The organism is Francisella uliginis, from assembly GCF_001895265.1.
In the GTDB taxonomy this organism is placed as follows: Bacteria; Pseudomonadota; Gammaproteobacteria; order Francisellales; family Francisellaceae; genus Francisella; species Francisella uliginis.
Genome location: NZ_CP016796.1, coordinates 86,447 through 100,628, shown reverse-complemented (window position 1 = coordinate 100,628; position 14,182 = coordinate 86,447). Strand labels below are relative to the sequence as shown.

Below are 14,182 nucleotides of genomic sequence, written 5' to 3'. Positions count from 1 at the left end.
TATTTAAATAAGTAAATATTCATTAATTATGTTATATTTTTTATTGACAAAAAAGTTCAATGTATGCAAAATACTTTAGCTATTATATTTATATATTTGTGTTTCTCGATTTATCCCCCAGAGAAACTAAAGTTATAAAAAGTTAAAAAAATTAAAACTGGAGAATAAAATTGGCTAACTCAAAACAAGCGAAAAAAAGAATTATTCAAGCTGAAAGAAATCGTCAACACAATGTTGCTCGTCGTTCAATGATGAGAACTTTCTTGAAAAAAACAACTAACGCTATAGAAAAAGGCGATGTTGAAGCTGCAAAAGAAAACTTCACAAAAGTAGTTCCTTTACTAGATAAGTATGCTACTAAAGGTTTAATCCATAAAAATAAAGCAGCTAGACATAAGTCTCGTCTAAGTGCTAAAATCAAAGCTCTTTCTGCTGCTTAATTATTTTTTATCACTTTTCTATAAATATTTCCTATTTCTTGTATTATTATATCTTTTAGAGTTACAAAAAGTGTAATAACACAATACCTACAATTAAAATTTGTTATACACTGATAATATTCAGATATCGGAAAAATTAGATAGGTTTAGTAAAAACCTACACCCTACTCTTGTTGAAACAATTAAAATAGATACTGAATTTTATTTTGGCCTCTAGAATACAGGCTCTTTAGTTGGTGGTGCATAGTTCCCAGAGATCCCAACTAGTTTATCTTGGTTATTGAATGTCAATATTAGCTTTGATTCGCTAAAGTTACTAGACTGCATATCTTTTTTATAAGTGTTTATATAGATAAATTTATTAGGATTAAAGGTATCAATAATATCTGGCGAACCTAATATATATATAACTTCACTCTTTGTCATGTTAGGTTTAATTTCAAGAAGCTTTTTATTTGATATTTTTTTACCTTGAGGAACTGGCGCAGTATATGGTTCTATACATCCTGATAGAAAAAAACTAATAGTAGCCAAGATAATAATTTTTGTCAGTTTTTTTAGGTTCATTTTATTAATCTTCTAGGCCTGCAAATAATTTTTGATCAATAATATCACATAAACAATGTATTATAAGGAAGTGATTTTCTTGTATACTTGCAATACTATCAGATGGAACTCTCAATTCAATATCTTCTGGATTATACATGTTTTGTAATCTTCCACCACCTGCTCCTGTTAAAGCTATAACTTTCATTTCTAAATCATGAGCCTCTTCAACAGCTTTAAGTATATTCTCTGAGTTACCTGTAGTAGATATAACTAATAAAATATCATCTTCATTACCAAGTGCCGCAACTTGTTTAGAAAATACCTCTGCAAAGCCATAATGATTACCCACTGCGGTAATAGTTGCCATATCTCCTGTCAAAGAAATGGCAGGTAACGGAGGTCTTTCCATCTCAAAATGATTTAATAATTTTGATGAAAAATGCTGTGCTATAGCACCAGAACCACCATTGCCACATACCAAGATCTTTCCACCATTCTCTAGGCAGGAGACCATTGCTTTTGCAGCCTGAGCTATCGCAGGTGGCAAAACATTCGCTGTTTCTATCTTCGCTTGTATGCTACTTTCGAAATAACTATTAACCTTATCTAAAGAAGTCATTTTTTACTCTATATTTAAGTCCTAGAAAAATTTTACTATATTAGATTTTTGATAGCCAGTGTAATAGCCAGTATTTCAAATTAATCTATGTTTATATTAAAAAGTCATTTTTTATATTACAATATCTATAAGGTTTTTTTAGAGGTTAGCAATTTTTTACCGTGCAAATTAATAAATCTCACTCCGGCATTTCGTTATTAGAGATTTTGTTTGTAATTGCTATAATTGCGTTAATAGCTTCAATATCTATCCCTGTCTATTCTAATTATACCATTAGATCAAAGATATCTAATCAGTTAAGTTTTATGGGTGCAATTAAACAAGATGTCTCTAATGCAATCATTAATAATTCTAGTGTCTCCACTATTAACATAGATGACCCTCACATAAATGTTGATGATAATGCAGATATTTATCGAGATATTGGTAGCTCTGGAGCACAGACCGTTACAGGAGAGGCGTATATACTACTTAGATCTACTGTTAATGGTAGTATTATAGAATGGAAATGCATAATTACTGGAGAAAATATCACACAATCGATGGTTCCATCAACATGTCGTGGCTATGGTATCAACTTTTATAATGCACTTAGTCAGAACTCCTTAATTCCTGATGGATATGGTTTCCAATGGGGAGATAACCCTGCCCCAGATGGTTTTTTAGCATTTATAGACTCTGATCATCCTTTTACGGGTGATTGGTATACTGATGGTGGCAAGCTTGAAGTCTGGAATGGTTTTGAAAACTCTGATGGCAGAGAGGCTGCTATTGAGCTAGATGGGCACGCAAATGAAATTGTTGAACTATCTCATGATCTAAATACCGAAGGATTTAAAAAAATGAACTTAAGCTTTGAATATTACTCTCGTACAGGAGGTGAATCAGGAGGCTTTGAGGTTCTTTTGGGTGATGAAGTAGTTTATACACAAGAAGATTTTTCACCTGACTGGCAAAATATCAGTATTGATTTAGAAAACAATGATGATGCGCCAAACAAGAAACTGACTATTCGAGAGGCTGGAGCCGATGACAGTGTAGGCGCTATTATTGATCTTAAAACTATAAAAGTTACCCCTACCGAATTAATCTAAAGCTGCTATAAAAATATTTATCTTAAGCTTTTTCTAGGTACTCTAAGAATAAAACTAATTTTAGCTGTCCTAAGTAAAGATAAACTACTACAATCTAGGCAATTCTCAAATGCTGTTACAGTAATTGCTAATTTTGCAGATTCGACAAAAAATTATAATAAAATAAGCATTCCAGCAAAAAGTGTAGTTATTCTACGAAATAATAAAATAGCCCAACGTTTTACTGCTACAGGCTTTAAATAAACTTTATTATTTAATATTTTACAAAGAAAACTTGATTAGAAATGAATCTTAAGCATCAACTTGTATAATTTTGATAGCAGTACCAGTATTCTTCTTTATGGATTGAAAAATATCATTGTTTTTATTTTTTGCTATCAAATTAACACTTAAAGATGCCTTTAATTTTAAAGTCGTATTTTTGTTTCTAATAGAGTTAAAAACTAAACTCATTTCATAGCCTATTTTTTGCTCTATTGACATCCATAAATCTTTTATTGTTTCTCTTATTTCCTTATCATCTATCTTGCACAAAACATCTTCCATCCCAATCCGAGTAACATAATCAAGACATTCAGGCTTATAATGCTTATTTATTAATATTTCTAAATCTTTAACTCTATTATCCGCTGTCAGTATACAAAATTTAGTTATCATCTTTATAACCCCACTATTAAATTTTATATTAAAACTACTTGAGGTTTTTAAACAGGGATATATTAGAAATTATATTTTTATTTAATAAAACTAATACCAGTCCCAATTCAATAACCGCTAGCCCCTTTTATAAATTCGTAACAAGCTATCTGTAATTAAGTATACTTAAAAAATCTTAATTGTCAATTTACATAAATAAAATATATACAAAAATACATATAAGTTAATTTACTGAACAATAGTTTTGGTTTTATCTAAATTCACTCTTTAAGACTGTTGATTTAATCTGCCAATAAATTTATGAATTTTGTAAAATATAGCTATAGCAGTAGATATTTATATTTTAACAGTTATGGATTTTTTCTTTTTAGGATTAGAAGAATCATTAGGTAGTGATAATAAGTTTGTAAAGCTAAACAAGTTAGTTACCTTTGAAAAGTTTAGGAAAACACTTAAAGGTATCTATACTCAAGATATGACAAGGCAAGGTAGACCCGCCTATGATAGTATAATGATGTTTAAACTTTTGTTACTAGGGCAGTGGTATAGTCTAAGCGATAGAGAATTAGCATCTAGTTTAAGGCTAAGAATTGATTTCATGTATTTCACAGGTTTTACGCCAACGTCTAACTTACCTGATTATAGTACTATTAATAAGTTCAGAAACTTATTAATAGAAAAGAAAAAATATAAAAGGCTACTTAAAGAATTTAACAAACAGCTAGAAGCATTAGGCTTATCGATAAATAATGCCAAAGGTGCAATTATAGATGCTACCTTAGTTGAATCTGCAGGCAGACCTAATAAGCATATGGATAATCCAGTAGAAGATAGAAAAGAAGACAAAACCTCTATTCCTGATATTTCATATGGTAAAGATGTAGATGCAAGATGGATTAAGAAAGGTAATAAGAGTCATTATGGCTATAAAGTTTTTGCTAGTGTAGATGATAAGTATGGTTTCATACAAACAATACATACAGAGTCAGCAGAAGTCTATGAGGCTCATAGATTAGAAACAATGTTAGAAGATATTAACTGTAAACAGTTATTAGCAGATAAGGTATATGATACTGCTGCTAATAGAGAATTACTAAAAGCTAACAAAATTAATAATCGTGTACTTAAAAAAGCAGTTAGAAATAAACCACTAACTAAGAGACAAAAATTACGAAACATTCTTATATCTAAAGTTAGATATAAGGTTGAACAATGCTTTGGCACGATGAAAAGAAAGTTTAACTTTACTAGAGCTAGTTACTTCTCTACAGTAAAAGTAAGTGCACAAGCTTTGTTAAAAGCTATATGTTTTAACGCATTAAAAGCTGTCAATTTAATGGCTTAACTAGGATAGGTGTATTCATATCGGTACAAAATGCCGATATGAAACACAAAATAAGGATTTTAAAGTCAGATTTCTCTAAAAATACTCAAGATTAAGAGACATGAAAAAGGTCTTAGATTAACTCAACAGCCTTTTTTTTGTTTAAAAAGTTCTAGAAATTAAATAAATGTAATATTATTCACCAATTGCGTATATAAGATTGAGTAACTATATTAGAAATTTAGTCTGATATAGTTAATCCGAATGACTTATGTAAAATAAAACCTGTCATTCCGGACTTGATCCGGAATCTCCTAGCCAAAGTAAAGAGATCCTGAATCAAGTTCAGGATGACCGCATAAAAGTACACAATACAATCGGATTGACTATAAAACTGTAATAACGAATCAACTCTGCTACCTATTTTACTAAATAATTGCAACAGATCCTCTTAAAAAGTTACTATACGAAGAGAGATTTTTTCCAGGATATTGATTTTCTAATATTTCTTTAAGGACTTTATCTATTTTTTGAATCGACTGAATAGACTCTAAAGGTGATGATACATTATCTTCACTATGAAAATACTTAAACTTTATATCCTCACCTATCGCAACATTTGGACATGTACTTGCTAAATTTGTTAATTCTTTATTCAGCTTAACTAGCATTGCTAGCTCTTGATTTGCGCTCTGAATACCTCGAGAAATATATCTAATATTTCTTATATCTGGAACTGATAATGAATAATATATTGGTATATTATTTTCTCGCATACTAACATCATATTTTTTTGCATACATAATGATTGGGGCATTCTCACCAATTTGATAAACCTCATTATAAGCATTTTGTATCTGCTTTATTGGTAAGTAATCTTCATTATCGTGGGCAAAAACATACCCATGTTTAGACAATGACAGAATGTTTAAAATGCGCCTTACGGTTTCTATACTATATGGTCCACATTTGATAGATCTAATCTTATTAAGATAGCTATCCCAAAATTTTTCGATATTAAACCTATATTTTTCTATAAAACTCTGTTTATAAATATATTTATAAAATTTGCACCACTTTTCGTCATCAATATGCTTAAACCAAGAGTCTGAGAAAAAAAGTAACTCTGAAGTCCATTTATAAGGCTGTAACTTACTATTAGCAATTCCTTTAAATACTTCCCAATGTTCATATATGCTCTTCTTTGGTGAAGGTACATCTATTTTATAATGGGATAAAAGTCTTTTATGAGACCTGCTATCTGATATCTTCGGTACCATAAACGCACTTCTTACACCAGAAACATATTTTGATGAACAATAAAAAGGAAAACCTTCTAGAAATGTTATAGTTTTATCTAAAAATAATAAGTCTCCTGGCACATAAGTATGAAAGTTTGAGGGCTCTCCATCATAATCATCGAACCTCTCAGTAACACGGCTTAACTGCAGAGCAAGTAACAGGTTTTCATCAAGATTTTCACTAAAAAACCTGCTTATATCTTCTCCATAATTACTTTGCATAAGAAATAAAGGGTAATTACTGTCTGGAGAAATTTCACAAATAATATTATATAATTCAGGAGAAATATCTCTCACCTTTTCAGAAACTTCCTGCCAGACTACACTTTTAATCATTACTCAATTACAACTCCTTTGGTAAATACTCATCTAACATTACATTTATATTTTTCACTAAATATGGCTTCTCATAATACTTTGTAATTCCATAAAGTTTATAGTCTTTTTTAGAATTAGCTTTGCCAGAATTAACCAATATTGGACAAATAAAGTTATTTCTTACTTTTTGGATTTGTCTAATCTTAAGTGCTAATTCATAACCATTACAGTCTTCTAAACCAATATCTAATATAATAAAATCATAACATTTAGAAGTTATTAAAGAAATAGCCTGACTCTCATTCGAACAATTCTCAATAGCATAACCATATATTTCAAGCAATTCATTGAGCGATCTTTCAGAATCATAGTCATCTTCAATAGATAAAAAGTTAAGTGGTTGATCTTGACTCAGCTTTTCAAGGAAATACTTTCGCGTAAAAACATTCCAACTTTCGCCAATAACCTTATAAAAATCTGCTTTTACTTCATCTAAAGATAAATATTCTGTAAATACATTACTATTAACATCTTTAGTTTCACAATCTGATACACTTAAAAAACAGATATTCTGAAAAGTAAGAGTCGATAGGTCAAAATCAGATGTAAGACTATCTTGATCAATTAGAACTATCTGATAATTGCCATATTCAAGCACTTCATTTAATCTATTAATTTGATTCGCTGGCAGATAATCCAATTTATACAATGGGTTCGACTTTATTTGTAAATTTTCACCTAGATATAAAACGTTAAAATAAAATAAATTTGAACCTTGTTCCACATCTTCACAACTAGTGCCGATAATATTATTTAAAACATTTTCCATCCTATTAGATAAACGTATTAAACCTTTAATAGACTCTTCCTGTATAGTTAAATGCTCCATACTAGAAAGTGTTGTTGTATAAGCATATAAACCATTTAGAATTTCCTTAAGCTGATGAGTTTCAATTTTATCCATAATATTTATACCCAAAAAAGAAAATTAGTGCATAAGGTTATTATATATAAACTCTAAACAGTTTCGAGCTTAATCTAGTAAATTCTCAAAAATAATATTATTTTTTTTTTGGTTAACTTAAATATAATGCTTAGAAGTTTAGAATTAAATAAAAAACTAACTATTTTAAAACTTATTATAGATAATTAGGACCAAACAAATAATAGGTAGTATGGCACACATCAGTAAGAAGCTCCAAATGTATTCAAATGGTATATACCCCATTATAGAAACTCCTATAACAGCCGTCAGCATATTTATAAAGTTCATTGCCGCAGAAGCATTTGATTTACATTCGATTGCGGTCGATGCAAGATGTGATGCTGTAGGATATATAAAGTTACATACAAAATACATCAACGTTATTAGTATAAAAAATATAATAGGGGTCATATCATTACTTAGCTTTAACCCAATCGTAATCGCAATCAAAATAAGAAAACAAATCAAAGCTATAATAAGTATTTTATAGCTCTCATATTTATTTATTATTTTAGCTACTAATATAGAGCCTAATATAATTCCTATGATAGTCATAGATGTCCATATACTATATTCAGCACTATTTAAATTAAACATACTATGAGCTATAAAAGGCCCTGCTGCAGAATAGCAATAACTAAAAACTGTCATTACACCTAATGTCAATGCAAACACTATTAGCTTAAAGCTACTAAAAGCATCTTTATAACCATCAATAATAGCTGAGACTTTTAAATTAAAACCAAAGTCTTTTTTATTTTCATATAAAAAACTAGCTCCAAACATTATTACAGCATGAAATAACAACACATAGAAACAGTAACTCCAATTGCTATAAGTATTAATTAAACCACCTATTAATGTAGCTAAGGTTACGGACACTGCAAATGATATAGATGCATAAGATAAAGCTAATTTAGCTTTTTGAGGAGCTACTGAGTTATTCAATATAATAAAAGTACACACCAACCCTGCTGATGCCCCTACAGCTGTTATAAATCTTCCCATAAGTAACATAACCATAGAGGATGCTAGTAAACAAATTAGTATACCAATAACATTTATAACCATTCCTATTCTTAGAGTAGTAACATCGCCATATTTCTTTGCTATCGGTCCATATATTATTTGACCTGCTACATATCCTATAAGAAAAACACTCACCAGCCACTCAACCGCGCCGCTAGATAATCCAAACTCTCTAGAAATGCTTGGTAAAGCAGGGTTTATAATAACTGCTGAAGCACTGGCTATACTAATATAAGTTAATAAAATTATAATTTTATAATTTTTCATACTTTATCTTTTATTTATTTTTTTGATAAACATATAGTAAACTAAAAATAATTCTTTACAATAACCAATATATTTAACTTAAGTTTACTTTTTCTAAACAATGAAGAGCTATAAAAAAATTCCCATATCTTTATTTGAGGTTTTTCATGAACTTGTCCTATATGGTAGCTTTACAAAGACAGCAAAAGCTCTTGGTGTTACAAAGGCAGCGATAAGTCACTCAATAAAATTGCTTGAAAAAGAATTAAAAGTTGATCTAATAAACCGAACAACAAGGACTTTATCACTTACCCATGAGGGTAATATCTTATTTGATTATTGTGTTAATCTACAACAAGAAATAATAAAAGTAAGAGATTTAGCAGAGTCATTCCATAATGAACCATCAGGTATATTAAGAATAAGTACTAAACCTTTTTTTGCTCGGAAAGTCCTCTTAAAACTAATAAAAGAATATTCTAAAAAATTTCCTAAGGTACAGGTAGAAGTAAGTGTTGAAGAAAAGCTACCTAATTTTAAGGCTCAGGAAGTTGATATTGTTTTAGGAGTTAACTGGCCGCCCCCAGAAGATATTGTTGCACGTAAAATTGCAAAAACGAGATATGTCTTGTGCGTAAGTCCTGAGTATATTAATAAAAATGGTAGCCCGAAAAATTTAGAAGACTTATCTAACCATAATTACATTCCTCATAATTCTAGAGCTACTCCTTTAGTAAATATCAAAAATAATATTAAAGTTAATATCGCTAATCCAACATTATCAGCAGATAGTACTGACTTTATAAAAGAATGTATTTTAGATGGTATGGGCATAGCTCAATTTCATGAATATATTGTCAAAAAAGAAATTCAAGAAGGAAGGTTAGTTGAAATATTAACCAATGAATTTTTTAATGAACAAGAATTATTCATATATTATCCAAAAAATAAATTTGTCCAACCTAAAATAAGAGAATTCGTCAATCTAGTTATCAATAGTAAACTTCTAGCTACTAAAGTCTAAAAATCATATCATTTTATTATCAATCATTATAGTTTAGAATAAATCAAAACTATTTAATAATATAGTCGTTAATGATATCTGTACTACGTGAAAAAATCATTATTGAATCTTTTTTACTAACACTACTACTTGGAACTATTTCTCTATTAGGATATTTATTTTTACCTAAGGTTTTATATTTTAATTTAATTGCTATGATTGCTTTATCTGCAACACCAATTCATGGGGCTTATAAAAAACCTTACTCATATATACTAATCTCGGTTATATTAACAACGATTTCATTAATAATAGGTATATACATATCAAACAAGTCTGAGTTAATACCTCTCTGTACTATAGCTATGGGTATTCTAGCAGTATATCTGCCAACTCGTTACCCCCAAATTCCAGAAATTCTCACTAAATTCTGTTTCATTGCATATATCTCAAGCGCATTAACACATAACTCCAACAATCTAAGCACTATTTTGTTTGCTTTTTGTATAGTTGTAATAGTGTTACTTTTTTACTATTTCATAACTAATCAATTACTATATAAAAAACAAAAAACTCTTATTAGAGAGAAAGTCCAAGAGCCTTACCATCATTCTCTATATGTTGTAATTATTTCTCTAATTATTGGATATTTTATAACTAACCTCATGATTTTCTATTTACCAAACACAAGTTCTTGGTGGATTTTAATGACTATTGTTTTAGTTATAGGCTTCTCTTATGAAGGAATAAAAAAGACGGCTATTAAAAGAGGTATTGCTAATATCATAGGCCCAATTTTAATTGTTCTTATGATGATACCAATAAAAGAGTATTTCCATCTACAAATCGCTTTACTACTTATATTATTTTTTTTAGTAAACTGCTTAATTTCTTACTATCTATTATTATCTTTATTTGTTTCATGCATGATTATTAGTTGGCATATTGTTATATCATCGTCACAGCAGTTATATGCAATTGCACTAAGCAGATCACTTGAAACTCTAATCGCCGTATGTATTGTATTAAGTGTAAGTTGGATATATAAAAGAACAATATTTAGACTTTATAAAAATTAAGTATTTGCTCTACTTAGAAGAGAAAAATTATTTAGCTGGCCTTTCTCCAAATAGACTACTACCTATCCTCACATCTGTACTACCATGCTGTATAGCTAACTCATAATCAGCACTCATTCCCATAGATAGCCTACTCAACTTCAAACCTTGAGGTAACCCAGTGTTAACTTGATCAAAAAAGCTTTTCATCCTCTTGAAACTCTCTTGTGGTAAAACAGATTTGGCTGGGATACACATCAACCCAACAACCTTTATATTAGTTAAACTTTCTGATCTTTTGATACAATCAATAACATCATTACATTGTGAAGACTTAAAACCTGACTTATTAGGATCATCATCAATATTTATCTGTAAAAACACATCCACCGTTTTTTTTAGCTGAGATGCCGATTTATTGATTTTTTCAAGATGCTCTATTTTTTCAACACTTTGTATCGAATCAACATACTTTACTATATGCTTTATTTTCCGTGATTGTAAAGAACCTATAAAGTGCCATCTCAAGTTAGGAAGTTGTTGAGCTTTTTGCTCAAGCTCTTGGAAGTAATTTTCACCAAAATCTTTTTGTCCTAGATCTGCTAAATATCCTATCTTTTCTAGTGACTGGTATTTACTCACAGCTAGAAGATTTGCATGACTAGCTATATTTTTAGTAATTGTTGTATAAGCTTGTTTTATATACTCTTTATTTAGCATCTTTTTTTCTCATTACTATTAGATTTCTTTCAGCTTTTAAGAAGGGAACTTTTATTTTAAATTTTTGCGTATCTAATGGCAGCTTTGCTAGGTTTTGCTCTTCTAAGTCAGGGCCTTTCATTGCCAGCATTTGATTATCAGCAGTTAAAAACTGCTTACATAACTCATAGAAGGTATCAACGGAACTAAATGCTCGTGAAATAATATTATCAAAACTTCCACCTAACTCCTCAACCCTAGAGTTCATAGGATTTATATTATTCAAACCTAAGGTTTTCTTGACATTTTTAAGAAACATAATCTTTTTACCGACACTATCAACTAATGTGAATTGATGATCTGGATATAAAATAGCAAGAACTACACCAGGTAAGCCGCCTCCAGTTCCAACATCTATAGTTGATGAACCTTTTAGATATTTAGCAACAGCTAAGCTATCAAATAAATGCTTGACCAACATATCATCAATATTTTTGATCGCCGTCATATTATAGACTTTATTCCATTTTTCTAATAATTTTAGGTAGTCTATCCATAAGTTAATTTGAGTTTCACTAGCTTTAATATCTAACTCTATCAAAGCTTGTTTAATTTTGTTATTCATATCCATTTTCTAGAAATATAGTTCTTATATAAGCTATAATAAGTTATATTATAAGCTTTATAAAAAATAGTTGGGATTTAAAATTTAATTAAATCCTAAAACTGATGCGTATAGTATGATTTTATCAAGGAAATTTGGTGCCGCAATGATTATCTCTGGCACCTGTATCGGAGCTGGAATGTTAGCTATTCCAGCGACCGTCGCTAGCTGTGGTTTTTTTATTGGTTCTGTATTAATTATTAGTATTTGGGCTTTAATGACATTTACAGCTTTAGTTCTAGCAGAAGTAAACTTAAAAATGGATGATGGCTCAAACTTCATAGAGATGACAAGTAAAACGCTTGGCCCTATTGGTGTTGGAATAGTCTGGGTTTGTTATGTTCTACTACTTTACTCTCTTGTTGCTGCCTATACAGTTGGCGGAGGAGCTTTATTATCTACAACATTAGATAGCTTAAATATTAATCTATCTGAGAAATTTACTGGCATTATTTTTATATTAATACTTGGGGTATTTATCTATATTAGCACCAGAGTGGTTGATCATGTCAACAAACTCATGTTGACAGGTAAGCTTCTAGCATTCTTTTTATTAATTGCGGTGTTAGTTCCTCACGTTTCAACTGATCACTTAACATATCAAATTAAAAATCCAAATTTTATTTGGGCAGCATTCCCAATCCTTTTAACTTCTTTTGGCTTTCATCACATTGTTCCAACACTTAGAACATACGTCGGTTCAAATAGAAGTTCTCTACGCCAGGCAATTATATTAGGTAGTTCAGTACCTTTAGTAATATATTTACTTTGGATCTTTGCAACTCTTGGATCGCTACCTGTAGCAACGCCAACAGGAATCTTAGGTAAAGAATCTGGCGAGATAACATCTGTAATAGTTACTCACTTTAAAGGAACATCAAGTTACATTTCCACAATATCATTCTTTTTTGGCTTTTTTGCTTTAGCAACTTCTTTTTTAGGTGTGGCATTAGGATTATTTGATTTTAACCGTAGTACATATAAAATCTCAAAAAATTTACATAAACATAAGGTTCTTGCTTTTGTAATTACTTTTTTACCAGCATACCTATATGCAGTCATATATCCTGATGGTTTCAAATCAGCATTAGGCTACGCAAGTATTTTTGTTGCTGTGTTGCAAGTTGCTCTACCTGTAATGATGCTTTGGGTAATTAACTACCGTAAGAAAAAAGATTTTTTTAGTACATCTACTATAACTATAGTCGTAGTAGCTATCGCAATTATTATAATTTCTTTACAAGTTTTCAGCTCTTTTGAATTACTACCTACGTTAAACTAAAGACTATGGTTCTTAATTTTCATATTGTAGGTTATTAAAATCACAATACCTACAAATATTGGTAGAATAACTGAAGGGAATAACATCAAAGTGAAGTGCTCGCCTGATATTCTTACCCAAGCAAAGCCAACAGCATTTCCTATAACAAACATTGTCATACAAGTAGCAAAGAAAGGTATCTTCCAAACATTTGATCTATCGCCACGTAGAACTCGCCCTATCTCAATACCAAAATCTGTTGCTGTACCTGTCATATGGGTTGTCCGAGCAAAGCCTCCGAAAAATATCGTCGTAAAACTATTTTGCATACCCATAGCAACAGCTAAGAATAAATCATCAATCACACGATGATTACTAAAAATATCTATTAATAATGTTCCAGTTAACATCACAGCACTCTGCAAAACCAAAGTCTTGGTATGGTCTTCTGAAATAACATATGCATCAGTCTTCATTATGACGCCATTTACAGCGGCACCAACAACAAAGCCAAAGACAAGAATAGCCACTTTATATACAAAGAGCCAATCAGACCCAGCAATACTATGCCCAAGAATTCTTAAGTTACCTGACATTACAGCCACACTGGCACCAAAAGAGTTATACAAAACTACACTATCAATCCAACCAGAGTTAAAAATTAATATAACCGTAATAAAACAGGTAAAAGCCATTTTTTTCGTCAACACAATGTAGCTCCTTTTTATTAGCGTTTTAGAAATATTATATAGGCTTTATAATAAAAATCATTTTTTTATTTTAGTTTCCTTAGCTTGAGTCTTTACTAAGCATTTTAAACCTTGTGTTTTCTTAGATAAAGATCGAACTAAAGAAATTCTTTTTGTAAATAATTGTTGAGTTAAACGCATATTTACCCTCCCTTTAATTTTTTTAAAACCAACATCTTATCCAAC

The 14,182-nt window shown here is 30.1% G+C and carries 15 protein-coding genes; 6 read left to right on the top strand and 9 right to left on the bottom strand.

The window, feature by feature from the left end; all coding sequences use genetic code 11:
- Positions 1-170 precede the first annotated feature (170 nt).
- Positions 171-440, top strand: coding sequence for a 30S ribosomal protein S20 (gene rpsT, locus F7310_RS00520; protein WP_072711129.1), 270 nt, complete (start codon positions 171-173; stop codon positions 438-440).
- A 213-nt stretch (positions 441-653) separates the two neighbouring features.
- Here rpsT and F7310_RS00515 read toward each other — a convergent pair whose 3' ends face one another.
- Positions 654-1,007: an outer membrane protein assembly factor BamE gene (locus F7310_RS00515; protein WP_072711128.1), complete on the bottom strand. Its 354-nt coding sequence runs from the start codon at positions 1,005-1,007 to the stop codon at positions 654-656.
- A 4-nt stretch (positions 1,008-1,011) separates the two neighbouring features.
- A complete protein-coding gene (locus F7310_RS00510) occupies positions 1,012-1,608 on the bottom strand; it encodes an SIS domain-containing protein (protein ID WP_072711127.1) in 597 nt (198 codons plus the stop codon).
- A 161-nt stretch (positions 1,609-1,769) separates the two neighbouring features.
- On the opposite strand from F7310_RS00510, the gene F7310_RS10635 reads away from it, so the two are divergent.
- Positions 1,770-2,702 carry a type IV pili fiber building block protein gene (locus F7310_RS10635; RefSeq protein WP_236939876.1) on the top strand — a complete coding sequence of 311 codons (933 nt, stop codon included), beginning with the start codon at positions 1,770-1,772 and terminating at the stop codon, positions 2,700-2,702.
- Positions 2,703-2,993: 291 nt separating this feature from the next.
- Here the strand turns inward: F7310_RS10635 and F7310_RS00500 are convergent, their stop codons facing one another.
- Positions 2,994-3,359 (bottom strand): hypothetical protein, encoded by a 366-nt coding sequence (locus F7310_RS00500; protein WP_072711126.1) that lies wholly within the window; start codon positions 3,357-3,359, stop codon positions 2,994-2,996.
- Between the two features lie 352 nt (positions 3,360-3,711).
- On the opposite strand from F7310_RS00500, the gene F7310_RS00495 reads away from it, so the two are divergent.
- Positions 3,712-4,704, top strand: coding sequence for an IS5 family transposase (locus tag F7310_RS00495; RefSeq protein WP_072711125.1), 993 nt, complete (start codon positions 3,712-3,714; stop codon positions 4,702-4,704).
- Between the two features lie 407 nt (positions 4,705-5,111).
- Here F7310_RS00495 and F7310_RS00490 read toward each other — a convergent pair whose 3' ends face one another.
- From F7310_RS00490 to F7310_RS00480, 3 genes are all read right to left on the bottom strand, one after another.
- Positions 5,112-6,320, bottom strand: coding sequence for a hypothetical protein (locus F7310_RS00490; RefSeq protein WP_072711124.1), 1,209 nt, complete (start codon positions 6,318-6,320; stop codon positions 5,112-5,114).
- A gap of 7 nt (positions 6,321-6,327) precedes the next feature.
- Complete coding sequence (locus F7310_RS00485) at positions 6,328-7,266, bottom strand: response regulator (RefSeq protein ID WP_072711123.1); 939 nt, start codon at positions 7,264-7,266, stop codon at positions 6,328-6,330.
- A 165-nt stretch (positions 7,267-7,431) separates the two neighbouring features.
- Positions 7,432-8,583 carry a multidrug effflux MFS transporter gene (locus tag F7310_RS00480; RefSeq protein WP_072711122.1) on the bottom strand — a complete coding sequence of 384 codons (1,152 nt, stop codon included), beginning with the start codon at positions 8,581-8,583 and terminating at the stop codon, positions 7,432-7,434.
- Positions 8,584-8,683: 100 nt separating this feature from the next.
- On the opposite strand from F7310_RS00480, the gene F7310_RS00475 reads away from it, so the two are divergent.
- Complete coding sequence (locus F7310_RS00475) at positions 8,684-9,586, top strand: LysR family transcriptional regulator (RefSeq protein ID WP_072711121.1); 903 nt, start codon at positions 8,684-8,686, stop codon at positions 9,584-9,586.
- A 71-nt stretch (positions 9,587-9,657) separates the two neighbouring features.
- Positions 9,658-10,644: an FUSC family protein gene (locus F7310_RS00470; protein ID WP_072711120.1), complete on the top strand. Its 987-nt coding sequence runs from the start codon at positions 9,658-9,660 to the stop codon at positions 10,642-10,644.
- Positions 10,645-10,671: 27 nt separating this feature from the next.
- On the opposite strand, the gene F7310_RS00465 is transcribed toward F7310_RS00470, so the two are convergent.
- Entirely contained in the window at positions 10,672-11,343 is a 672-nt protein-coding gene (locus F7310_RS00465; protein ID WP_072711119.1) for a YggS family pyridoxal phosphate-dependent enzyme, read from the bottom strand.
- The gene (rsmG, locus tag F7310_RS00460) at positions 11,333-11,947 is read right to left on the bottom strand and encodes a 16S rRNA (guanine(527)-N(7))-methyltransferase RsmG (protein WP_414653984.1); all 615 of its coding nucleotides are present in this window, start codon (positions 11,945-11,947) and stop codon (positions 11,333-11,335) included. The genes F7310_RS00465 and rsmG overlap by 11 nt, the downstream gene beginning before the upstream one ends.
- A 115-nt stretch (positions 11,948-12,062) precedes the next feature.
- Here rsmG and F7310_RS00455 point away from each other — a divergent pair, with 115 nt between their 5' ends.
- Positions 12,063-13,268, top strand: coding sequence for an amino acid permease (locus tag F7310_RS00455; RefSeq protein WP_072711117.1), 1,206 nt, complete (start codon positions 12,063-12,065; stop codon positions 13,266-13,268).
- Here the strand turns inward: F7310_RS00455 and F7310_RS00450 are convergent.
- The gene (locus F7310_RS00450) at positions 13,265-13,957 is read right to left on the bottom strand and encodes a YoaK family protein (protein WP_072711116.1); all 693 of its coding nucleotides are present in this window, start codon (positions 13,955-13,957) and stop codon (positions 13,265-13,267) included. The genes F7310_RS00455 and F7310_RS00450 overlap by 4 nt on opposite strands.
- Positions 13,958-14,182: the final 225 nt, after the last annotated feature.